Here is a 22,413-nt window from a genome sequence, read left to right as displayed (position 1 = left end):
AGCGCAACCCGCGATGGGGTTGTGAGAAAACCACGACTAACCCAGGGTAGGCGCTCCTGCGTCGCGCCAACCCTGGGCTTTGAGCCGGAATCCCTTTGGGATTCTAACATTTGGTCGAAGAACTTGTGGGTAATGCTTAGGGCACGACACCGCTGTTCCTTCACGCTACCTCACCTCCTCCGCCCACGCACTCACTCTAGGCGCACCTCCAGCCACTCCGTAGCCCGCAGGAAAAGCGGAGACATGTCTCCGCGCTCCATAGCGTCCCCCTCCTTCGCGTCCGTTACAGCCGTTGGGAGTGTAGCAGCCGAGTAAGGAGGCCCGGGCCACGAGAAGATCATCTCTGCCAAGCCAGCCAGCGTTTGAAGAGCGCCTTCAGGAACGGCGTGAGGCGGGTGCGGTTGTAGAGATCGCCTGTCTTGCGAATCGCCTCAGCTTGGGTGGGGTAGGGGTGAATGGCTGATGCGAGGGTTTTCAGACCGATACCGCCGCGCATCGCCACCACCAGCTCGCCAATCAAGTCCCCGGCGTGTGCTGCCACGACGGTTGCTCCGACGATATGATCGCCCCCGCGTCGCACGTGCACGCGTACGAAGCCCTCCGTTTCTTCGTCGAGAATTGCCCGATCCACTTTGCCCAACTCTTGTGTGAAGGTGTCGATGCGGATGCCCAGGGCTTCGGCGGATTGTGGAGAGAGGCCAACGTGCGCCAGCTCGGGTGACGTGTAAGTTGCCCGAGGGATCACCAAGGAGCTGGCGCGCGAGCGTCCCTTGAACAGAGCGTTTTGAACAACGATGCGTGCCATGAAATCGGCGGCATGCGTGAACTGGAATGGAGAGCAGATGTCACCGCAGGCATAAATTCGGCGGTTGGTGGTGCGCAAGAAATCGTCGACAACGACACCTTGTGCTGTCGATTCCACCCCAACTTGATTCAGGCCCAGTCCTTCTAGGTTGGGAGTTCTTCCCACCGCAACCAGCAGCCGATCGACCTCGAGGTCGGGATCCTGGGATTGTTTCCCGAACGTGAGCTGGATTCCAGATTTCGTGCGGGAAACACGCAGTGATCGGCCTGACGACAGCATGGTCACCCCGTCTCGCACCAGAGCGTTCTGAACGATGCGGGCAGCGTCGCGATCTTCCCGGATTAGGATGCCCTCCGGGGATCCGAGCAGAAATACCTGGGATCCGAAGCGCGCGAAACACTGAGCCATTTCGCAGCCGATAGGCCCGGCTCCAATAATGGCGAGGCGCTTGGGCAGCTCCGTCAGGGAGAAGAGAGTTTCGTTGGTTAGGAAGCCAACTTCCTCGAGTCCAGGAATTGCAGGGATAGCAGCGCGGGCACCGGTGGCAATCACGGCTCGGTGAAATCGTAGGTTGTCTGTCCCGATCCTAATCGTCTCAGGGTCGACAAAACATCCAGTTCCCAGGAAGACATCCACACCCAGCTCTGAGAACCGTTTCGCCGAGTCGTGTGGGCTTATTTCCGCGCGGAGCCGGCGCATCCTTTCCATGATTTCGCCGAAGTCGACCTTCACGCCCGCCGGCACATGCACTCCGAATTGTCCGGCTTGCCGCACGTCCACGATGGCCCGTGCAGCGCGGACGAGCGCCTTGGAAGGGACGCATCCGACATTCAGGCAATCACCACCCATGAGGTGTTTTTCGATGAGGGCGACTTTCGCTCCCAATCCTGCTGCCGCGGCAGCTGTCACCAACCCGGCGGTGCCAGCCCCGATGACCACGAGATTGTAGCGGGCTGCTGGCGTCGGATTCTTCCAATCCGGCGGGTGCACGTGAGCGACCAGCCGTTGGTTGTGGCTATCCCACGGTTCGGCGAGAGGAGGGGTGGAGGCGTTCATGGCGGTGGGAGGCTGGGAGGATCAAGGCCGGATCCGCTCTGACAGAGCTTTTTTGGCGCGGCGCGTGATCACCACGGTGACGATCAAGGTCGCCGCCAAACCGATCGCATACAGAATCCATTCTGCGAGCGAGCGCTTGCGCTCGCCGGTTGCTTCGTGGGCGAGTGATCCGAGGTAGACGTAGAGCACCGTGCCCGGCATCATACCGATCCAGGAGGCGAGCGCATACTCGCGCATCGAGACCCGAGTGATCCCAAACGCATAGTTTAGCAGAGTGAACGGAAACATGGGGGATAGCCGAGTGAGCAGGACGATCTTCCAACCATCTTGAGCCACTGCCTGGTCGATCGCATTGAATCGAGAGTTGCCTTGTAGGCGACGAGCGATGGCATCGCGAGCCCAATGGCGTCCGACCCAGAATGCGCACAGCGCCCCTAAGGTTGAACCCGCAGAAGCGTAGGCGCAACCCCACGCGAACCCGAATACGGCACCGGCGCCGAGCGTGAGTGCGGAGCCGGGGATAAAGAGAACCGTAGCTAGGATGTAACTGGCGATGAAGAGCGCGGGTCCCCAGCCGCCAAGGCGTCCGATCGAGTCGAGCGTGTCCTTGATTATCGACTGAAACGGCAGATAGCGAGTGGCGACGCCCACTGCCAGGAGAGCGCCCAAGGCAAGATACCAGCGCCACCGGGTGCTGGTGGTGGGGGCAGCGGTGGAGGTAGGCGGCTCGGATGCACTCGTCACGGTGGGTCGAGTCTGAAAATTTTAGGGGGCAACTGGCAAGCTGTCATTTCCAGCGGGAGTGCGGTTGCGTATGGATTACCTCGTGATGAGGATTGCAGCCCGGATCTCACCTGCGGACGAACACACCTGACCAAGACGGGCGTGTTTTTCCGGGAGAGTTGATGAATCCACAGTCGAGAATCCGCAGGGGTGAAACTTAATGGCAGGGGGAGCGTGATCCGGAGAACAAGAACGAGGAAAACATGAACCAACGGAGGGGGCTGCAGAGCAAAAAATGGAGCGAGCGAAGGGATTCGAACCCTCGACATTCACCTTGGCAAGGTGACGCTCTACCAGACTGAGCTACGCTCGCTTCCAAGCTGCAAAGCAGGGCGTTAACTTAAGTGAATCAGGCCCGATTGCAAGTCCTGATTTTTGAATCTCCGCGAACCCTGATCGTCCGGGACTTTCTAAGTTAAATCAGAGGAAAACGGTGGGTTTCGAGACCGTTCAGCCGGGCAGTCTCAGAGTTTCAGGAAAATTTTTCGGCGATACATCCACCACAGGATAAGCCAGAGGCAGGCGAGGAGCAGCGTTCCCTTGATCAGTGGGATGTAGGGTGTGCCAAAGAGGCTGAAGAGCTTGGGGCTCAGATGGATCTCGAGCGAGCGACGCAAGAACCCGCCGAAGAGATGATCCATGCAGTAAGCTGCGATCGAGTTCATTCCGATGACCGTGAGAGGGAAAGCCCATGATTTCCGGCCCTGAACATCCACGAGTGCATAGAACCCGGCCAGCAAGAGAAAACACCATCCCCCGCTGAACAAGGTCCATCCCGGCGTCCAAATGCGTTTTACGTTAGGACAGAGGCCCGTCTGATCCAACACGCTTCCTAGGAGCAAGCCCGCGACCCCTGCGATGGCCAGATTTCGGAGTCGGTCTTTCGGGGAGGTCAATTGGCGCAGCCATCCACCTGCGATTAGTCCCAGCACCATGGTGCCCAGGGTAGGAATGAAACTGAGGGTGGAGTAGCCACCGCCATTGAACAGGAAGGGAGTCTCGCGGGAAAACAGGTTCAAGAACCATCGGTCGAACGCCCAGGCCGCATTGGTGTTTTTGTTCCAGTGAGCGGCGAACCCCTGAAGGTTGTGGGCCCAATCTGGGCTAACGCCGGTCTGGCTCCAATCAAAGTTCGCTCCGGGCAGTGGGTAGAGGGCAAAGCAGAGCCAATACCCGCAGAGCAGTACGACCAAACTACTCCACTGGAACCGGGGTGAGCGGGTTCCGATTAGGAAGAGGAAAGTGTAGCCTAGCCCGATTTGCGACAGGGTGTCCTCGAAGGTGAAGTAAGTTTGTTTGTGTCCGGTGGAACGCAGAAAAACCCCAAGGAAGACCAGGCCGAGGGAACGACCGAGGGCGTGACGGAACATCTGCCATCCCGTCTGGCCGCGCGCCTGACGGCTGGCGATGGAAAAAGCCATGGCGGTCCCGACCAGGAAGGAGAACGAAGGTTGGATCAGGTCATGTAGCACGCAGCCTACCCACTCCACATGGCTTTGCTGGTGATCCAGAAAGCGCCAGAAACCGCTGTCGGGAAGATTCGCGGCGACTTTCCCAAAGGAGAGAGCCTCGGCCATCATTAGAAACATGACGAACCCGCGGTAGGCATCGATTGACGCCAGCCGTTGCCCCCCGGCGGGGACATTGCGATTAGGTGGTGGTGTCTCCATTGGGGTAGGAGCCCAGGACTTTCACAAAATTGCAATGTTCGTTGAGTTGGGCGAGAGCACTAGCCACTTTTCGATCCTCTTGGTGGCCGTCGCAGTCTACAAAGAAAAAGTATTCCCAGGCTTTTCGTTTGCTAGGCCTCGACTCGATCTTGGTCATGTTCAAGCGGTAGCGGCGGAAGGGGGAGAGAGCGGAGTAGAGAGCACCCACTTTATGTTGGATGCTGAACATGATGCTGGTGCGGTCTTGGCCCGTGGGCGGACTACACTGCCGTCCCAGGACCAGGAACCGAGTGGCGTTGGTGGCGTTGTCTTGGATATCGTGCTCGAGCACCGGAACTCCATACTGGGCAGCCGCCAGCTCGCCGGCCAGGGCTCCGGCGGAGCGATCACTGGACGCCAGTTCGACTGATCTGGCATTCGAGGAGGTTTCGATGACCTCGACCTGCGGAAAATGCTTGTGCAGCCACCCTCGGCATTGGGCCAGGGTTTGAGGGTGGATGTAGAGCTTCTTAATCTTGGTTCTTTCCACCCGGCTCACCAGGCAGTGCCGGATGGGCAGTACGATTTGCGAAACGATCTTCAAGTCGCTGTCGGCGAACATGTCGAGGGTGTGAGTGACCACACCCTCGGTTGAATTTTCGACGGGGACGACCCCGTAGTCCGCGCGGCTCCGGCCCACTTCAGCGAACACGTCTCCGATGGTGCGCTGCGCAGAGTAGTTCAGGCTGGCACCGAATCTTTGAATCGCTGCCTGATGAGTAAACGTTGCCTCCGGTCCCAGGTAGGCGATCGTCATCGTTTTCTCCAACGATAGTGCGCTGGACATGATCTCCCGGTAAATGGCGCGCAACGAATCGGCCGTGATGGGCCCGTGGTTCAGGCGGCATACCCGCTGGAGCACAGCTCGCTCACGGTGCGGTGCGTAGATTTCCTCGCCCGCCTTGAGTTTGATGGCGCCGATTTCGAGCACGTGGCGAGTGCGCTCGTTCAAGAGTTGGACGATCTTCTCGTCGATCTGGTCGATGGCTTTGCGATTGTCGGAGATGCTCATTCTTGGGTAGCCGGTTGGGGGTGTCCTTCCGGTGCAGCGCCGCCGGGCGATTCCAGGGCGGGAGTATTGGCATCCGGAGAAGCGGCGAGCTCGGGTTGCAGTGGTTGGTCGGGAGGTGCTGTGGCCAGCCCTGGATCGATGGTCAGCAACGCCTCTGGCTTCTGCACCACGATCCGTCGGAGTTCGTCTGCCGCTGGCAGGTCTTCCAGGGCGCGCAATCCGAAGTATTCGAGGAAGGCGTGAGTGGTGCTGTAGAGGGAAGGACGCCCCAGTACTTCAGCCCGGCCAGACTGTTCAACGAGTCCTCGCTCCAGCAAGGTTTGCATGACGCCATCCACAGCGACGCCTCGGATTTGTTCGACCTCTGCCCGGGTGACCGGCTGTCGGTAGGCGATGATGGCGAGCGTTTCCAAGGCGGGTTGAGAGAGTCGGGTGGGGCGCACCTTTTGTCCCAGGAATGAACGTAGCCAGGGGGCATACTGGGGTTGGCTAACGAACTGCCAGGACCCGGCTACGCAGACCAGGCGGAAGGTTCGTGCATTGGTCTCGTGATCTCGTTGGAGTTCTTCCAGCGCAGTGGTGATGTTTTCGGAGGGGGTCTTCTTGAAGCTCCGCACGAGCTCGTCTTCAGTATGCTCCGCGGCGGCTGAAAGAACGGTACGGAGCTCGTGCGCGCTCAGCGGCTTTTGAGCGGCGAACAAGAGAGATTCAAGAATCAACTTAAGTTCCATAGTCATTTCGAGTCGTGCGACTCGGGGGCATCCTCCTCGGGATCGGCTACCTTAGTGTCTGTGCGGGATTTCTTGGCGTCTTCGGGATCCCCCTCATCGTCCTCGTCATCATCGTCCGAGTCGTCATCCGAATCGTCATCCGAATCGTCCGAATCGTCTGAGTTGGCGTTGGAAGCCTGGATTGGGGTTGGGATGGTTGGTTCGACCGGGGAAGCAGGCACTTCGCTGCTTGGGACGGCGCGAGTGATTTCGATTTCTCCGAAGGTTTCGGCTTGGACTGCGGTTATCTGGCGCAAGCGGATGAGTTCCAGAACGGCCAAGAAAGTGACCACCACTTCCGTTCGGCTCCCCGCCTTCTCGAAGAGTTCCGAGAAGCGCAGGGATATTCGTTCGCTTACCGATTTGAGAAGGAGTTCGATTTTCTCGCTGACCGTCCAGCGCTCTTCATAAATCTCGCGGGCATCCTCGCGCTCGCCGCCTAGGCGTTTGAGCACCGAGTTGACCGCATTGATGAGATCAAATAGGGAGGCTTGGGGGCGGCTCGAGGCTTCCTCGGGTTCGAATTTGACCAAGCCCGGGATCCGAGGAAAGACCTCCTCTTGGATGGCTTCCAGGGTTTGCAGTTGGGCGGCCGCATCCTTGAACTTTTTGTATTCGACGAGTTGGCGAATAAGCTCCCATCGTGGATCTTCTCCTTCCTCCTCCTCATCCTGCACCGGACGTTGCTCCACGGGGAGCAGTTCCTTGCTTTTGATGTACATCAGGGTGGCGGCCATCACTAAGAATTCACCTGCGATCTCCAGGTCGAGCATCCGCATCACCTCGATGTATTCGATGAATTGCGTCGCGATTTGGGTCAGGTTGACTTCATAAATATCCACCTCTTCCTTTTTGATCAGGTAAAGAAGTAGGTCGAGAGGGCCTTCGAAGACCTCAAATTTTACTTTGTATTCAGACATGTGACCCGGGGCTCGACGCGACGGGAAGGCGATATGTAACGGGAGGCATCGCGGGTTGGCAACGGTTTAGTCGGTCAATCGGGATAGCCGTTGGGGTGAGCTTGGTGCCAGCTCCAGGCCGTTCCGACGATCTGTTCTAGGCTGGGATAGCGGGGCTTCCACCCGAGTTCCGAGATCGCCTTCTCAGCCGACGCGACCAAACGCGGCGGATCTCCAGCCCGGCGAGGCTTCAAGACGTAAGGGATTTTCGCACCGCTTAACCGCTCACACGTTTGGATGACTTGCAGCACCGAGTAGCCCGCGCCGTTTCCCAGGTTGTAGAAACCCAACTTTCCTGGGCTGAGCGCCAAAAGATGGGCTTGGGCCAAGTCCTCCACATGGATGTAATCTCGAACACACGTTCCGTCCGGAGTGGGATAATCATGGCCGAAGACCTCGCATCCGGCGGATTGCTTCAGGGCCACCTTGAGCACGTTGGGGATCAAGTGAGTTTCGATCCGGTGGTGTTCACCGAAGAGTTTAGTAGCTCCTGCAGCGTTAAAGTAGCGCAATCCGACGTAGTTTAGGCCGTGCGCTTGGTGATACCAAGGCAGCATCCTTTCGATTAAGAGCTTGGATTCGCCGTATGGATTGACGGGACGCTGAGGGTGAGATTCGGCCAGGTTATCGGTTTCGGGCAGACCGAAGGTGGCACAAGTGGAGCTGAAGACGAATTTTTTGACTCCCACGGCCACGCAGGTTTCCAGAATAGCATGTGTGGCCACGGTATTGTTGTGAAAATACTTTCCTGGCTGGCTCATGGATTCGCCGACCAGTGCGGAGGCGGCGAAGTGCACAACGGCTTCGATCTGATTGGTTTGCAGCGTGTTGCTTAGGGCCGCTCGATCGAGGCAATTGGCTTCCACGAAGCGAGCTTGGGGGTGGACAGCGGAGCGGTGTCCCTCGCTGAGGTTATCATAAACCGTAACCACATGCCCCGCATTGAGGAAGAACTCCACGCAAGCGGAACCGATGTAACCTGCGCCACCTGTTATCAGGATGTTCATTAGTGATCCAGTATGAGAAAGGATGCCTGGCATGGAAATGACAAAAAGCCATCCTTTCGGCTTGAAGCTGCAGGGGCCCTTATGCGTCCATCTCCTGCTATGAACGTGTCCTTTCTCCCCCGAATCCTGCTCCTAGCCAGCCTGTGCGCCGTCAGTTCGTCTTCGTGGGCGGCTGATTGGCCGCAGTGGAGAGGGGCCGATCGAACCGATCGTTCCGCAGAGACGGGTTTGCTGCAGAGCTGGCCGGCGGGGGGGCCGAAGCGCGTGTGGCTCTCCAAAGAGGGTGGGATTGGTTATGCCGGGTTTTCGGTCGTTCAGGGCAAGCTCTTCACCATGGGGGCCATTGATAAGCAGGAATTCCTGATGGCTTTCGAAGCGGAGACTGGCAAGAAGCTATGGGCTTTGCCGGTGGGGGAGACCTATCCCAATGATTGGGGTGATGGACCCCGGAGTACACCGACCGTCGACGGGGATCTGGTGTACGCTTTGGGAGCGAAGGGTGGTTTGATCTGTGCCCAGACAGCGGATGGCAAGCTCGTTTGGCAAACCACGATGAAGGACCTCGGCGGCAAGGTGCCAGGCTGGGGCTACTGTGAGTCTGTTTTGGTGGATGGCAATCAGGTGGTCTGCACTCCCGGCGGAGGCAAGGGGACCGTGGCTGCTCTGGACAAAAAGACGGGAAAGCTAATCTGGCAGACTAAAGATTTTACGGATGACGCGCATTACGCCTCCATCATTATTGGAGAAATCCATGGTGTTCGACAATACATCCAGCTCACCGCCGCCACCGTGGTTGGTTTGAAGCCTGCGGATGGGACTGTTCTCTGGCGTTCTCCCTGGCAGGGCAAGGTTGCGGTGATTCCTACACCCATCTACCGAGATGGCTTGGTTTATATCACTTCTGGCTACGGGGTGGGATGCAAACTCGTCAAGGTCGGTCCGAATAACGAAGTTTCGGATGTGTATCAGAACAAGGTTATCAAGAACCACCACGGAGGGGTCATTCTCGTAGGAGATCATGTTTACGGGCATTCGGACGGGGCAGGTTGGACGTGTCAGGATTTCAAGACCGGAGCCGAGGTGTGGAGCTCGAAAGCATTCGGGAAAGGCGCGGTGAGCTTTGCTGACGGGCGACTCTATTGCCTCGAGGAAGGCAGCGGGACCTTGGTGCTCGCCGAGGCGTCTCCGAAGAAGTGGACGGAGCACGGACGCTTTACTCTGGACCCCCAAACTACGCTCCGGAAACCGCAAGGGCGGATTTGGACGCATCCTGTAATCAGCAATGGAAAGCTGTACTTGCGGGACCAGGAATTGATTTATTGTTACGACGTGAAGGCCCCCTAAAGCCCTCCTATCTTCGCGGTCGAGGCGGTTTGGCAGGGTTAATCCTGTCCAATGCTGCTGATCGCGATCCAGGCGCAAGGGAGGCCCATTCCGGGCTTCTCCTCGAGCACAGTCACCTATTCCAGCCTTCGCAACTATGACGCCCTCTCCTGAACCCTCTAGCCATTCTGTGGGCGCTGGAGCGGGTGACCTTCCTGATCCGAGGCCACGGTTTGGCCTGCGGAAATGGATGGTCAAAGCGCTGATCCAGCGGGGAATGGCAGCCTTGCCCTGGAGCCACCGGTGGAACGAACTATTCCAACGTTACGTGACTGGCGGGTTGGAACTGAGCCCTAGCGGGTTCAGGATCAAACTGGGTCAATGCGCGAAGCATCTTGATCATTACCATTCTCTCAGCTTGCGGCCCAAGGAGGCGTTTTCTGCTTTAGAGCTTGGGACGGGCTGGTTTCCGGTATTGCCGGTGGGCCTGTATCTGGCGGGAGCATCCCAGGTTGTTACCTACGACATCAACCCGTTACTCTCGACCTACACACTGCGGCAAGTGGCGCGCTACTTTTGTGAGCTGCAGGATTCCGGCGAGTTGGTACAGCGGCTTCCGCGTTTGCAGCCCGAGCGACTTTCTTTGCTTCGAGGTTATCTCGATCGCGAGGTTTCCGAGACTCCCGCTGCTTTTCTCAAGACCTTGAATATTGAGCTTCGCGTCGGGGATGCGCGCCAGACTGGTCTACCCGCCGGCTGCATCGATCTGGTCTGCTCCTGCACCGTTCTTGAGCATATCCTCTACCCCGACCTCATTGCCCTGTTTAACGAATTCCGACGCGTTTCATCCGCGGACTCGCTGATGTCCCACTTCATTGGGCTGGAGGATCAGTATGCCACCTTTGATCCTTCGATCAGTCCATTCAACTTCCTTCAGTACACCGACAAGGAGTTTCGCCGGTGGAACAATGGGATCATTCCGCTCAACCGGTTGCGCATCGCCGATCACCGTCGCGCGTTCCGGGAAGGGGGCTACGAGATCCTTAAGGAGCAAAACACTTTGGGAGAGCTGCGTGAGTTGCGGCGAATCCGATTGGCGCCCGAGTTCCAACATCATCCCGTAGAGGATCTGCTGGTGACCTACTCTTGGCTGGTTGGACGTCCGAAACCCACCTCTAGCCGTTGAGTTGCTTTAGTTTCCCGGTGCTATCTCCCATGCGCTCATAGCTCGCTCCCGCTTCCTCCATCATCGTCAGGAACAGGTTGGCCATGGGAGTGTTGATCGGGTACCGAATGTGCCGACCGGTCTTGAGGCTTCCTCCCCCTTTGCCTGCTAGCAGGATGGGAAGATCTTCGTGGGAATGAGCATCTGGATCGGCTAACCCGCTCCCGTATAAAATAGTGCACTGATCAAGCAAGCTACCTTCGCCTTCCTGAATTGATTTCATCTTCGCCAAGAATTCACTGAACAACGTGGCGTGGTGCCGATTGATCTTGGCGAGTTTGGCACGCTTGGCCTCATCCCTTCCGTGATGGGACAGATCGTGGTGACCCTCGGGCACACCCAGTTGGGGATAGGGTCGATTGCTACCATCATGAGCCACCACGAAGGTGGAGATTCGGGTCGAGTCGGTCTGAAAGGAGAGGGCGAGCAGATCGTACATCATCCGGATGTGCTCTTCATTCTCGGCGGGGATTCCTGCTGGTGCCTTGCGATCGGGCAGAGTTGCGGCGAGGTGATCCGCACGTTCGATCCGCATCTCCAGTTCTCGAACCGCCGTGAGGTACTCGTCGAGCTTGCGACGGTCGGTGGCCCCCAGCTGAGACTGAAGTTTGTGAGCGTCCTCCAGAACGAAATCGAGGATGCTTTTGTGGTAAAGCGCCTGTTTGGAATTGCGCTCGGTCAACTCGGAGGGCAGGCCGTTCCCGAACATCCGATTAAATACCTGTTTCGGGTTCGTTTCGGGAGGAAGCGGAGTCGACTCCGTTTTCCAGGCGATATTGAACGAGTAGGCGCAGCTGTAGCCAGAATCGCAGTTGCCCGAGAGCTGTCCACGGTCGCAACCCAGTTCTAGCGAAGCGAAGCGGGTTAAATTTCCTATCTTTCGGGCGGCCATCTGGTCGACCGAGATTCCGACCTTGATATCGGCACCTTGCGTTTTGCGAGGTTGTGCGGCGGTTAGGAACGAGGCAGAGGCCCGGGCGTGATCGCCGGCACCATCTCCATTTGCGCGGCCCTTGTCATGAGTTAAGCCGCTGAGAATGAGTAGGTCGTCCCGATGTGGTTTCAGAGGATCCAGAATAAACGGAAGCTCGAAGTGCGTTCCGGTGCTCTTGGGCGTCCAGTCTGGCATGTTCGCCCCGTTCGGCACATAGATGAAAGCCATTCGGCGGGGTAGGGCTCCCCCTGGAACCGTGGATCCAGCTCGGCTGGTCATCGGGGTCATGGCTTCCAGCACGGGAAGTGATAGAGCGGTCCCGAGACCCTTCAAGAAGGTTCTCCGTCCTATACGCCAGGATCCCGTTTGGAGCTGAACTCGCATTTTCATGACTTTACCTAGACGACTCTCAATCTAGCGATGTTCAGCTGAAATGGCCAGTTTGTAGTTCCGTGCCAGACCCGGGAACGGCGTCCGGCTCGCAGGCTGCTTTTTCAGGGGGTTGGCTCAGCAACAAGCACTCGCGCTGAAAAGCCACCTTTTCCCTATTGCTCGCCAAGGGGCGAGTGGGGCTTAATGACGTTCACGCTTATGCCTGCCCAGTTTCATGTCGAGAAGGCGGTCAAGGAACGATACTCCGCCGCCGCCCAGACCCGTGTTGAAGCCCTCTGCTGCCCTGTGCAGTATGACGCACGCTTTTTGAAGGTGATCCCTCCGGAGATTCTGGAGAGAGATTATGGATGCGGAGATCCTTCCCAGTATCTGAATCCCGGTGAAACCGTGCTCGATCTGGGGTCCGGGGCCGGCAAAATCTGCTTTATCGCCTCCCAGGTCGTCGGACCCGAAGGGCGGGTGATCGGGGTGGACATGAATGATGAGATGCTGTCGCTCGCTCGTTCCTACCAAGCCCAAGTCGGGGAAGCGATCGGGTGGCAGAATGTCGAATTTCGAAAAGGGCGAATTCAGGACCTTGCCTTGGACCTGGATCGACTCGATGCGAGCTTGCAAAGCCATCCCATCCAAAGCGTCTCGGCCTTTCTGGCGATTGAGTCGAGGGCTGACGAACTGCGCGCCTCTCACCCTTTAGTGGCCGCCGACTCGGTAGACGTGGTGGTTTCGAACTGTGTTCTCAACCTGGTGAATCCCAGGGATAAGTCACGTTTGTTCGACGAACTGTTTCGAGTTTTGCGGAAGGGTGGTCGAGTGGTGATCTCGGACATTGTGTCCGATGAGGAAGTGCCAGTCGAGCTGCAGGAGGATGCTGAGCTCTGGTCCGGTTGCATTTCCGGCGCCTTCACGGAGGATCAGTTTCTTCAAGCATTTGAACGGGCAGGCTTCTATGGGGTGGAGATTGTCAAACGCGACCGTGAGCCCTGGCGAACCGTGCGTGGAATCGAGTTTCGGTCGGTGACCATTCGGGCGTTCAAGGGCAAGCAGGGGCCCTGCCTCGACCGAAACCAGGCGGTGATTTATCGAGGGCCTTTCAAGGAGGTGCTGGATGATGACGGGCATCGGTTTGAACGCGGGCGTCGGTATGCGGTTTGTGACAAGACCTTCCAGCTCTACCAGCGCTCCCCTTATCGGGATCACTTTGAGCCGATCGAGCCCCTCCTCAGTGTTCCAGTGGACCAAGCCCGCCCCTTCGATTGTTCCGAGATGCGCCTTCGTCATCCGCAGGCGACCAAGGGAGCTGCCTACGATGCGACAACCGACGCCAGTAGGTGTTGCGATGGAGGGGCTTGTTGTTGAGGGTGACATGACTCTGGTGGTGTCGCTCTTCACCCTCCGGTTAAGCCACTTCGCATGAACGCCCTCGTTAGAGATCTCAAGACCCATCCGTTGGTGCCCGGAAGCCTCTTGGCGGCCGTGATGGGCGATCCGGAGTCGCGCCGGATCCACCCCTTGGAATACGAGGGCCTGATGTTGTTCAACAAGCAGAACACCCTGGAGGTTGTCACTTACTTTCAGAACCTGTCCCTCATCGACGCGGCCTGTGCGGAGCGGGTCATTGCTGTCGATGGGGCCTATTTGGCCAGTTGGCGCACGTTGCTGGGCAAACTCGATGAGATCGCTGATGTGACGGGCTGCGCGCGGCGGCCCCTGGAACAGTTGCTCCGAGCTCTTTACAGCGCAAAATTGCTCGCGGAGTATTTGGAAATACTGACCTCTCCGGAGCTTTCCTACGAGAAGACCCCCGAGGGTACTGTCGATCTTTTGGCGTCGTTGTTCGACGCTTTCCGACGGATGGTGGGCGGAGCGTGGTCGGTGTTCTTTCCTCGCACCGAGTTCAGCTTGCTCGCTGATGCGTCGGCTCACTTTTGGGTCTCCTGCCTGTATAGCGGTCGGGCGGAGGAGCTTGCGGCCACTGTGCCCGGTTACTTCCGTCGTGACCAAAAGGAGCGGTTTCAAGCCTTGAATCGGCCGCCCACTGCCTCGCGCTCGCTCCACGTGAAGGATGCGGTTTCGGAGTACCTCGATGGTGCCCGGGAGAAGGTGAACAAGTTGCATGAGGCGGTTGCCCCGGCTGTACGCGAAGGTTTGGACCACTCTTTTGAGGAGATGACGCGAGTCGTGGGCAAGCTACAGCTGCCGGCGCTGTTGGTAGTTCACTACGAGTTCTTGGTTCAGGAGGTGCTCGAAGCGTTTAGCTCTCTCGACGGATCCGTCTCCTCGCGGGAAAGTCGGTTCAATCACTACCTCCTGGCCCAGATCGCCCATCTCTGCCGGGATTTCCGCAACGTGGCGATGACCAACTCTCCGATCATACGCCCGGAGGAGCTCTCCCAGGTTCTGCAGGAGTTGGATTCGCTGGTGGGTATCGCTGATGTGAAGGCTCGGGTGCGCGAGGTGGCGAATTTCGCCAAGATTCAACAGCTGCGCATCACGCAGGGTTTGAAGCCGATCCCGACAAGCTATCACTCGGTCTACACCGGAAACCCAGGCACCGGGAAGACCACGGTCGCGCGCTTGATGGGTAGAATTTTTCGTTCATTGGGTGTGCTGAAGAAGGGGCATGTGGTGGAGTGCGACCGTTCGGCCTTGGTCGCGGAATATGTTGGTCAGACGGCGCCAAGAACCAATGCAGTCATCGACTCGGCGCGCGACGGGATCCTCTTCATCGATGAGGCGTATGCACTCATTAAGGACCATGAAGACTTTGGAGCGGAAGCGATCGAGACCCTGTTGAAGCGGATGGAGGACGAAAGGGATCGGCTTATCGTGATCGTGGCGGGGTATCCGGTCGAAATGGAGCGCTTTATCCATTCGAATCCCGGCCTGCATTCCCGTTTCAACCGCCATATCGAGTTTCCGGACTACACGCCGGTTGAGTTGTGTCGGATTTTCAGCCTCCTCTGCCGTCGCAGCGGCTTGAAGTTGAATCCGGTGTTGCGGTTGAAGCTGATTCATCACTTTGACGCGGCCCATGCGGATCGGACTGTGAATTTTGGGAATGCGCGTCTCGTGCGCAATCTTTTCGAAACAGTCATCAACGCCCAGGCGTCGCGCCTGGCGGCGTTGGCGCCGGAGCAAGTCACCGCTCAGGCCCTGATGACCCTCGAGCCGGCGGACTTTGGAGCGATCTCCGATGATTATCTGGCCGATTTCCACCGCCGGGGCGGTGTCTACCGAGTAGTCTGCCCGGGCTGTCGGCAGGTTTACTCGTGGACCTCGGAAGCGCAGCTCAAAGACGCGCAATGCACGGCTTGCTCCCAAAACTACGACGCTGAGTTTGCCGAGCCTGTCCTGCCGTCATAGCACCGCCTGAAGCCCAATCCATGCAGTCGTTCAGCACGCGTTTGCTAGATCTTTTTGCGAAATCCTTCGTGGTTCGTCGCTTACGTATTTCGCTCAATACGCTTGCTCCTCACGCCTCGGTTTTCGCAAAAACCCGCTGCGCAACCGCATGCCGCCCTACTGTATGGATTGGGCTGAAGCGGAGAATTGACCCGGAAGGCTATTGGCGCGGGCGGTATTGCGCCTTGGCTTCGGGCAGCCAGGCCTGGATTTGTTTGACGCGGGTTGCGTCGGTAGGGTGAGTGCGCAAGAAGGAGAATCCGCCGCCACCACCTGCTTGAGAGTTGAAGGCCGCGAAGCGCTGCCAGAAGCCCAAAGCAGCCTCCGGATCATATCCGGCTCGCGCCATGTAGCGGAGTCCGACTCGATCTGCCTCCGACTCTTGGTCTCGGCTATGGGGTAGCTCGGAGAGGACTTGAGATCCGGCCCCATAGGCCTGTTGCACTGCCATGGCGACGCGCGGATCAGCCGCTGAGACGGACATGCCGGTACCCAGAGCGGTGGCCCCCATTTGCCAGAGCATGGAGCGGCTGACGCGCTCGTTGCCATGACGCAGCACCGCGTGGGCAACCTCATGCCCGATGACAGCCGCTAGGCCGGCATCGTCCTTGGTGAGGGGAAGAATGCCGGTGTACACTCCGACCTTTCCTCCAGGCAGGCAGAAGGCGTTGGGCTCCTTGCTTTCGAAGAGAACGAACTCCCATTGAGCTCCCGGGAGATCAGCCACGGCGGCGATCTGCTTGCCTACCCGCTGAAGCTGGGCATTCGCCGCAGCATTTTTGCTGATGGGCGTCTGCTTCTTCAGCTGGTCGAAGGACTGAAAGCCGAGTTTGGTCTCCTGCTCCGCGCTCAGGAGAATGAGCTGACTGCGTCCCGTTTCGGGAGTTGTCATACAACCCGTAAAGATCCAGACAGCGAGGGCGAGGGTGACGAGGGGTAGAAAGCGGTCCGATTTCGGTTTCATGGGCATCGAGAGTCGAGTGATGAGGGGTAAGGGGTAAGGCGACTGTGAATGATGGAGGTCAGACATGCACCACGGCCTTGAGGACTCCGGTCTCCGGTTTGAGCCAGTCAGGGAAGCGTCCGATCATTTCGCTAAAGTCAGCATGGTGAGTGATCCAGGGCTTCGTGTCGATCTGGCCGTTTTCGATGAGGCTGATGATGCGAGTGAAATCGGGGGGGAGCGCGTTCCGGCTCGCGAGCAGGGTCATCTCCCGGCGATGCATCAACGGGTGCCCAAAGGAAACTTCCGAAGTGGTGATCCCCACGAAAACCAAACGCCCCGCGAAGCCCACCAGGTTCAGGGCGTTGGACATTGATTTGTTGCTGCCCGTGGCATCGATCACGACGTCGGGCAGATTGCCACTCGTAACCGCTTTCAGCTGTTCTAATTCGGAGCCATCGCCCTTGAAAGCGATCGTGTGATCCACCTTCATCACGCGTCGGCAGAATTCGAGCCGTTGCTCGTTCAGGTCCAACACAATCGTCTTGGCCCCGGTGAGGCGGATGAACTCCATGGTGGAGAGTCCGATGGGCCCGGCGCCGATCACGAGGACCGATTCTCCGGGTTGTGGGTTGCCTCGATTGACGGCGTGGCAGCCAATGGCGAGGGTTTCGACGAGGGCCAACTGTTCGAAGCTCAGCGATTTGGACAGGTGTAACTTGCGGGCTGGGACTAGGAACTGGGGGCGTAATCCGCCATCGGTGTGAACCCCGAGCACCTGAAGGTTTTCGCAGCAGTTGGTATGTCCGCGCTGGCACGCCGAGCAGCGTTGGCAGTTCATGTAGGGCTCGACCGAGCAACGGTCGCCGGGAGCTACGTTGGTCACCCCGGTGCCTACGGCCAAGACTTCAACACCCAACTCATGTCCGGGAATGCGCGGATAGCTGTAGAATGGCATCTTGCCGAGGAAGCCTGAGTAGTCGGTGCCGCAGATTCCGACGCGGTGAACTCGAACAAGCGCTTCACCTGGTCCAGGCTGGGCGGGCTCCGGGATTTGCGTCACGGTGAACTGCTGCGGTTTTTCCAGTAAGATGGCCTGCATGTAGTGGTATACATAGGACATCCGGCTGGCTGTCTCAATTTAATTTCGGGGGGCTCGCTGTAGCGACGTGTGTCCCGGACGTTTCCCGGTTGGTGGCCCGACGTGCCGAGGACGGCCCGCGCTACAATGTAGTGTGGGCCGTGTCGGCCCATCGGGGCGTGGGAAAGGGGGAAAGGGCAGGGGGAATCTTCCAGAGACGGACCATACTGAAGGGGGTGGCTTTTGACCCGAACCTCCTCGACGTGCTAGCCTCGACGCATGATTGTTCGATTTGCCTACGGACAGGGCCAGCTTCCGGTGGAACTACCCGACTCGGCCACCACCGTTATTGAACCCTTTCCTCGCGTCGGCTTGGGCGATGAGCAGGCGGCGTTGATGCGTGCACTCGAGGCCCCCATCCAGGCTCGTCCGCTGCGCGACTGGATTGGACCGACGGACACCGTCTGCATCAGCTTCAGCGACATCACCCGTGCCACTCCGAATGAACGACTGATTCCGTGGCTGCTGGAGTACCTCTCCTTCGTTCCGCGAGACCGCATCACGCTGTTGAATCAATTGGGAACGCACCGGCCCAACACTCGGCAAGAGCTGGAGCGGATGTTAACGCCGGAGGTGGTGAACCATTACCGAGTTATCAATCACGAGCCTGAGAATCCTGCGGCTCATCGCGCGTTCGGCACGATGCGTGATGGAACACCTGCGCTGATCAATCGCCACTTTGCCGACGCCGCTGTTCGGATCGTCACCGGATTTATCGAGCCTCATTTTTTCGCCGGTTTCAGCGGCGGGGTTAAGGGCATCATTCCAGGGGTGGCAGCTCTCTCGAGCGTGATGAGCAATCATGGGGTCAGGAACATCGGCGATCCCAACGCAGCGTTTGGGGTGACGGTAGGAAACCCCCTGTGGGAGGAGCTTCGCGATGTGGCACTGCGGGTGGGCCCCTCGTTTCTGGTTAACGTCACGCTGAACGATGAGCGTCGCATCACCCAGGTGTTCGCGGGAGACTTGATCGAGGCGCATCGGCAAGGTTGCGAATTCGTTCGCGCCTCAGCGATGCAACGCCAGGAGTTGCCCTTCGATATCGTGGTGACCTCCAACAGCGGCTATCCGCTGGACCAAAACCTCTACCAGGGGGTGAAGGGCATGAGCGCGGGGGTACGAATCCTGAAGCCGGGCGGGCTGCTGATCCTGGCTTGTGAGTGTCGGGAAGGCGTGCCGGCGGGTAGTCCGATGGAGCGACTGCTCGGGAGCGCTGGGAGCATCGAGGAAGTCATGGCTCGTCTGATGTCGGGCGAAGCGCGTCCGGAGCAATGGCAGGCTCAGATTCAGGCTCTGATTCAGCGTCGGGCCAGGGTGATGGTGCATAGCTCCCTGCCCGATGAGGTGCTGCGGGCGTGTCATTTGGAGCCCTGTGGTGACATCGGGCTCGCGGTGTCACGTGAGCTGCAGCGTCTGGGCGGGCAGGGCCGGGTGGCGGTCCTGCCGCAGGGGCCGCTGACGGTCCCTTACCTGGCGAGTTGACGAGGGTCAGATTCGGAGGCCAAGCCTCGTGACCTCGGCTCCTACACTGAAGTAGGGGGGTGGGACCAATTCTCGTTACCTCGACTCCTACAGCTCAGGCAGCTCGGGAACCGGCGGCGGCGGCCATGGCAGTCAGGGTCTCGGCGGCAACGACGCGATCGATATCCAGCAGGGTTTTGACAGCACCTTTGACCTTGGCCATGCCCAGGATGTATTCGGTATCCAGGGTTGAGCCGAAGTCGGGGGTGGGCTCGATGTCGGTCCCGGGGATATTGACCACCTCTTCTACGGAATCGACGATCAAGCCGATGAGAGGCTGGGCACCGCTCGGTAGTTTCACTTGGACGACCACGATGCAGGTGCGCTCGGTGTTCTGAACGTCAGCCAGTTGAAACTTCACGCGCAGGTCAGCGACCGGAATGACCTTGCCTCGTAGGTTGATAACCCCTTTGACGTAGTCTGGCATTTGCGGCACCGCGGTGATGTCAGGAACCCGGATGATTTCCCGGACCTTGAGCACGGCGATGCCGTAGGATTCGTGTCCTAGGGTGAAAGTGAGGTATTTGCCGGTGGCGCTGTGCGCTTTGCTGTTGGATTCTTCGACGGCTGGTGCGGTGGCTGATGCTGACATAGTTTGGCCTTTCCTTTGTTCCTGAAGCTTAATCGGTAGGTTGCGCTGGTGCTTTAACCCTGAATCCAGCGAGGGGGTTAATTGCTGGCAAAGTCTGGATTCAGGACGCGGACAATTCGGTCGATGGTTCAGCAGCGATGCGACTTTTTAAGCCTCTCTTTCATTTGCAGGATTGACGTCGCAGCTTTACTAGGGACATTAGCGGTGAATTTTGTTGGTAGAGACCAGTCGAACCACTCTAAGTAGCCAAAGCGACTTTATGACACTTCGAATGAATCTGATTCTCCTGCTGGGTTTATTAACCTCCTCGGCCGGTGTTGCTGCGGACGGTCCGGCGGATTCGGCTGTGACCATCGACAAGACGCTGGTCAGCGTTCGGCATTCGAATGAGAAGCTGCTGATGCCCGGGGACTTCGACGGGGACATTGCGCGGACCACCGGGTTGATCCTCCAGCAGCAGCATTATAGTCAGAAGGGCTTCAACAGTGAGATTTCTTCTAAATTCCTGGATCGCTACTTGGACACTCTGGACGGTCTGCATCTGTATTTTTTGAAGAGCGATGTGGAGAGCTTTGAGATGTTTCGGAAGACCCTGGACAAGCTGACCTTACGTCGGGCCGACCCCACGCCTGCTTACGCTATTTTCAACCGCTTTATGGATCGGGTTGAGCAGCAGTATGCCTATGTTCATGAATTGCTCCATGACGACAAAGGGGGACACTGGGATTTTTCCACCGATGAACGGTATACCCCGAATCGCAAGGATCTGGAGCGGCCGAAGGACCTGACAGAGGCCAAGCAGTTCTGGCGCTCGCGAATTCGCTACGAATATCTTCAGGAAAAGCTCAATCTGCAACGTGCCGAGGATATCGGCCGCATTGTGCGGGAGAAGGCTGAGCAGAAGAAGCCAGCGGAACTCATGGAGGCGTTGAAGGACAAGCTGGGCAAGGAGAAGCTTACCAATCTACTTCACCAGGTTGAGGCGGGCCTAGCGAAGTCCGCCAAGCCGGAAGCCATCGCAGATTCGGTGGTCGCGCAGGTGCGCAAGGATCAGCATGAGGAGATCGTGAAGGTTATCAGCCGTCGCTACAGCCGGATCGTCCGGATGTTTCGTGACTTCGACAACGACGATGTCATGCAGTATTACCTCAGCGCCTTGGCGCACATCTACGACCCACATACCGATTACCTCAACCGCGGGGAGCTCGACAATTTTTCCATCAGCATGAACCTGTCCCTGTTCGGCATTGGGGCGGTGCTGCGCTCCGAGGATGGCTATTGCAAGATTCAAGAACTGATGGCGGCGGGCCCGGCGGCGAGGAGCGGCAAGCTGAAGCCCAACGACAAGATTGTGGCAGTTGCCCAGGGTGACGGCGAATTTACGGACGTGGTCGAGATGAAGTTGAGGAAAGTGGTGGATCTCATCCGGGGACCCAAGGGAAGCCGCGTTCGGCTGCGGGTCAACCCCGCGGATGCACCCGATCCGAGCATTCGGAAGGAGATTGAGCTCGTCCGCGACGAAATCAAGCTTGAGGACCAGGAGGCCAAGGCGCGGATTCATGAGTTTCCGGATGCGGACGGGAAGATCCGCAAAGTGGGATTGATCGATCTACCGTCTTTTTACGCTACTTTTGCCGTAGGGTCCCAGCGTCGGGACGAGTCCGACGTGAAGAGCACGACTAAAGATGTCGCTCGGCTGTTGGAGCGGTTGGTCAAAGAGAACGTTTCGGGAGTCATTCTCGATCTTCGCCGTAACGGAGGAGGCTCCCTCGAGGAAGCGATTAACCTGACGGGCCTCTTCATCAAAAAGGGCCCTATTGTGCAGGTGCGCAATGCGGACGATACGGTGGAGGTCGATGAGGACACCGATCCGAAGGTGCAGTACGACGGCCCCTTGATGGTTTTGACCAGCCGGTTTAGTGCCTCCGCCTCCGAAATTCTGGCGGGTGCCCTTCAGGACTATGGACGTGCCCTCATCGTTGGCGACAGCTCCACGCACGGCAAGGGCACGGTGCAGTCGGTCATTCAACTCGGTCGGATGCTGCGGACGACGAACAATCTGGGGGCGGTCAAGTTGACGATCCGCAAGTTTTATCGTGCTAGTGGGGATTCCACTCAGAAGAAAGGAGTCGTGCCGGACCTGGTGCTTCCCTCGGTCAACAATGTGTTGGATGTCGGTGAGGCCGAGTTGGACAACGCCCTCGACTTCGATGTCATCAAGCCGGCGAGCTATGACAAGGTCAACCGGGTTGCTGGCGTCCTGGGGGAGATTAAGGCCCGATCTGACAAGCGCATCGCCGGGGATAAGGATTTTGCCTATATCCGGCAGGAAATGGATCGCTACCTGAAGATCAAAGCCGACAAGACGGTGTCGCTGAACGAGGAGAAGCGGCGTACGGAGAAGGATGAAAACAAAGCTCGGGTCGACGCCCGCAAGAAGGAGTTGCAGGCTCGAGGGGAGCCTCCGGGTAAGATCTATGAATTTAAGCTGAAGGATGTAAACAGTCCACAGCTGCCTCCTCCATTGCAGAAGACCAATAAGCTTGCCTCTGTGAAGGGGGCGGCGAAGGGACATGGTTCCGACGAGAAATCTGCTGAACCAGCCAGCAAATCTGACGAGTTGGACGACGACGAGCCCGTAGTAGATGATTCGGTTCCCGACATCGACATTACGCTCGAAGAGGCCAAGAGAATCATTCTCGATTTCGTCGCCTTGCGCGCTGCGGAACCTGATGTTGCTGGTGCGCGTTAGTCGAAGCCTAACTAGAGCCACGTCCTCTGGCCGCGGGGCTTGGGAGAACGAGATCGGTTCCATGGACTGCCGTGGTTCCTCCAGGC

17 protein-coding genes and 1 tRNA gene are annotated in these 22,413 nt (G+C 58.2%); 6 read left to right on the top strand and 12 right to left on the bottom strand.

The features are described 5' to 3' along the window. Positions 1–337 precede the first annotated feature (337 nt). The 8 genes from JNN07_12260 to galE form a co-directional block, all read right to left on the bottom strand. Positions 338–1,861, bottom strand: a complete 1,524-nt coding sequence (locus JNN07_12260) for a mercuric reductase (GenBank protein MBL9168507.1) — start codon at positions 1,859–1,861, stop codon at positions 338–340. A gap of 21 nt (positions 1,862–1,882) precedes the next feature. Next, positions 1,883–2,605 (bottom strand): TVP38/TMEM64 family protein, encoded by a 723-nt coding sequence (locus tag JNN07_12255; protein ID MBL9168506.1) that lies wholly within the window; start codon positions 2,603–2,605, stop codon positions 1,883–1,885. Between the two features lie 275 nt (positions 2,606–2,880). Further along, positions 2,881–2,957: transfer RNA gene (locus tag JNN07_12250), tRNA-Gly, on the bottom strand. A gap of 151 nt (positions 2,958–3,108) precedes the next feature. Then, on the bottom strand, positions 3,109–4,314 hold the full coding sequence (locus tag JNN07_12245) for a DUF5009 domain-containing protein (protein ID MBL9168505.1): 1,206 nt from the start codon (positions 4,312–4,314) through the stop codon (positions 3,109–3,111). Then, complete coding sequence (gene pheA, locus JNN07_12240; protein ID MBL9168504.1) at positions 4,295–5,365, bottom strand: prephenate dehydratase; 1,071 nt, start codon at positions 5,363–5,365, stop codon at positions 4,295–4,297. The genes JNN07_12245 and pheA overlap by 20 nt, the downstream gene beginning before the upstream one ends. Continuing rightward, entirely contained in the window at positions 5,362–6,096 is a 735-nt protein-coding gene (scpB, locus tag JNN07_12235; GenBank protein MBL9168503.1) for an SMC-Scp complex subunit ScpB, read from the bottom strand. The genes pheA and scpB overlap by 4 nt, the downstream gene beginning before the upstream one ends. 2 nt (positions 6,097–6,098) lie before the next feature. Next, positions 6,099–7,055: a segregation/condensation protein A gene (locus JNN07_12230; protein ID MBL9168502.1), complete on the bottom strand. Its 957-nt coding sequence runs from the start codon at positions 7,053–7,055 to the stop codon at positions 6,099–6,101. Between the two features lie 74 nt (positions 7,056–7,129). After that, positions 7,130–8,101, bottom strand: a complete 972-nt coding sequence (galE, locus tag JNN07_12225) for a UDP-glucose 4-epimerase GalE (protein MBL9168501.1) — start codon at positions 8,099–8,101, stop codon at positions 7,130–7,132. Positions 8,102–8,200: 99 nt separating this feature from the next. On the opposite strand from galE, the gene JNN07_12220 reads away from it, so the two are divergent. Both JNN07_12220 and JNN07_12215 read left to right on the top strand, forming a co-directional pair. Next, positions 8,201–9,445, top strand: coding sequence for a PQQ-like beta-propeller repeat protein (locus tag JNN07_12220; GenBank protein ID MBL9168500.1), 1,245 nt, complete (start codon positions 8,201–8,203; stop codon positions 9,443–9,445). Between the two features lie 136 nt (positions 9,446–9,581). Further along, positions 9,582–10,610: a class I SAM-dependent methyltransferase gene (locus tag JNN07_12215; GenBank protein MBL9168499.1), complete on the top strand. Its 1,029-nt coding sequence runs from the start codon at positions 9,582–9,584 to the stop codon at positions 10,608–10,610. On the opposite strand, the gene JNN07_12210 is transcribed toward JNN07_12215, so the two are convergent. Beyond that, positions 10,600–11,967: a DUF1552 domain-containing protein gene (locus JNN07_12210; GenBank protein ID MBL9168498.1), complete on the bottom strand. Its 1,368-nt coding sequence runs from the start codon at positions 11,965–11,967 to the stop codon at positions 10,600–10,602. The two genes, JNN07_12215 and JNN07_12210, sit on opposite strands and share 11 nt — an antisense overlap. 207 nt (positions 11,968–12,174) lie before the next feature. Between JNN07_12210 and JNN07_12205 the strand changes: the two genes are divergently transcribed. Together JNN07_12205 and JNN07_12200 are read left to right on the top strand one after the other, a co-directional pair. Continuing rightward, positions 12,175–13,332 carry a methyltransferase domain-containing protein gene (locus tag JNN07_12205; protein ID MBL9168497.1) on the top strand — a complete coding sequence of 386 codons (1,158 nt, stop codon included), beginning with the start codon at positions 12,175–12,177 and terminating at the stop codon, positions 13,330–13,332. A gap of 54 nt (positions 13,333–13,386) precedes the next feature. Continuing rightward, positions 13,387–15,339 carry an AAA family ATPase gene (locus JNN07_12200; protein MBL9168496.1) on the top strand — a complete coding sequence of 651 codons (1,953 nt, stop codon included), beginning with the start codon at positions 13,387–13,389 and terminating at the stop codon, positions 15,337–15,339. A gap of 199 nt (positions 15,340–15,538) precedes the next feature. On the opposite strand, the gene JNN07_12195 is transcribed toward JNN07_12200, so the two are convergent. Both JNN07_12195 and JNN07_12190 read right to left on the bottom strand, forming a co-directional pair. Further along, on the bottom strand, positions 15,539–16,342 hold the full coding sequence (locus JNN07_12195; protein ID MBL9168495.1) for a M48 family metallopeptidase: 804 nt from the start codon (positions 16,340–16,342) through the stop codon (positions 15,539–15,541). A 58-nt stretch (positions 16,343–16,400) separates the two neighbouring features. After that, the gene (locus tag JNN07_12190; GenBank protein ID MBL9168494.1) at positions 16,401–17,423 is read right to left on the bottom strand and encodes a zinc-binding alcohol dehydrogenase family protein; all 1,023 of its coding nucleotides are present in this window, start codon (positions 17,421–17,423) and stop codon (positions 16,401–16,403) included. A 258-nt stretch (positions 17,424–17,681) separates the two neighbouring features. Here JNN07_12190 and larA point away from each other — a divergent pair, with 258 nt between their 5' ends. Beyond that, positions 17,682–18,944: a nickel-dependent lactate racemase gene (larA, locus tag JNN07_12185; protein MBL9168493.1), complete on the top strand. Its 1,263-nt coding sequence runs from the start codon at positions 17,682–17,684 to the stop codon at positions 18,942–18,944. A 94-nt stretch (positions 18,945–19,038) separates the two neighbouring features. Here the strand turns inward: larA and JNN07_12180 are convergent, their stop codons facing one another. Then, positions 19,039–19,575 carry a purine-binding chemotaxis protein CheW gene (locus JNN07_12180; GenBank protein MBL9168492.1) on the bottom strand — a complete coding sequence of 179 codons (537 nt, stop codon included), beginning with the start codon at positions 19,573–19,575 and terminating at the stop codon, positions 19,039–19,041. A gap of 271 nt (positions 19,576–19,846) precedes the next feature. Between JNN07_12180 and JNN07_12175 the strand changes: the two genes are divergently transcribed. Beyond that, entirely contained in the window at positions 19,847–22,327 is a 2,481-nt protein-coding gene (locus JNN07_12175; protein MBL9168491.1) for a carboxy terminal-processing peptidase, read from the top strand. Positions 22,328–22,413 lie beyond the last annotated feature (86 nt).

It is taken from the genome of Verrucomicrobiales bacterium (genome assembly GCA_016793885.1).
Classification (GTDB): Bacteria; Verrucomicrobiota; Verrucomicrobiia; order Limisphaerales; family UBA11320; genus UBA11320.
The sequence above is the reverse complement of the archived record's forward strand: the minus strand, read 5'-3'. Positions and strand labels throughout refer to the sequence as shown.

Bases quoted from the DNA above. Each gene is read 5' to 3' on its own strand.
- JNN07_12260 (MBL9168507.1), bottom strand. From the start codon at position 1,861: ATGAACGCCTCCACCCCTCCTCTCGCCGAACCGTGGGATAGCCACAAC.
- JNN07_12245 (MBL9168505.1), bottom strand. From the start codon at position 4,314: ATGGAGACACCACCACCTAATCGCAATGTCCCCGCCGGGGGGCAACGG.
- pheA (MBL9168504.1), bottom strand. From the start codon at position 5,365: ATGAGCATCTCCGACAATCGCAAAGCCATCGACCAGATCGACGAGAAG.
- scpB (MBL9168503.1), bottom strand. From the start codon at position 6,096: ATGGAACTTAAGTTGATTCTTGAATCTCTCTTGTTCGCCGCTCAAAAG.
- JNN07_12230 (MBL9168502.1), bottom strand. From the start codon at position 7,055: ATGTCTGAATACAAAGTAAAATTTGAGGTCTTCGAAGGCCCTCTCGAC.
- galE (MBL9168501.1), bottom strand. From the start codon at position 8,101: ATGAACATCCTGATAACAGGTGGCGCAGGTTACATCGGTTCCGCTTGC.
- JNN07_12220 (MBL9168500.1), top strand. From the start codon at position 8,201: ATGAACGTGTCCTTTCTCCCCCGAATCCTGCTCCTAGCCAGCCTGTGC.
- JNN07_12215 (MBL9168499.1), top strand. From the start codon at position 9,582: ATGACGCCCTCTCCTGAACCCTCTAGCCATTCTGTGGGCGCTGGAGCG.
- JNN07_12210 (MBL9168498.1), bottom strand. From the start codon at position 11,967: ATGCGAGTTCAGCTCCAAACGGGATCCTGGCGTATAGGACGGAGAACC.
- JNN07_12205 (MBL9168497.1), top strand. From the start codon at position 12,175: ATGCCTGCCCAGTTTCATGTCGAGAAGGCGGTCAAGGAACGATACTCC.
- JNN07_12200 (MBL9168496.1), top strand. From the start codon at position 13,387: ATGAACGCCCTCGTTAGAGATCTCAAGACCCATCCGTTGGTGCCCGGA.
- JNN07_12195 (MBL9168495.1), bottom strand. From the start codon at position 16,342: ATGAAACCGAAATCGGACCGCTTTCTACCCCTCGTCACCCTCGCCCTC.
- JNN07_12190 (MBL9168494.1), bottom strand. From the start codon at position 17,423: ATGCAGGCCATCTTACTGGAAAAACCGCAGCAGTTCACCGTGACGCAA.
- larA (MBL9168493.1), top strand. From the start codon at position 17,682: ATGATTGTTCGATTTGCCTACGGACAGGGCCAGCTTCCGGTGGAACTA.
- JNN07_12180 (MBL9168492.1), bottom strand. From the start codon at position 19,575: ATGTCAGCATCAGCCACCGCACCAGCCGTCGAAGAATCCAACAGCAAA.
- JNN07_12175 (MBL9168491.1), top strand. From the start codon at position 19,847: ATGAATCTGATTCTCCTGCTGGGTTTATTAACCTCCTCGGCCGGTGTT.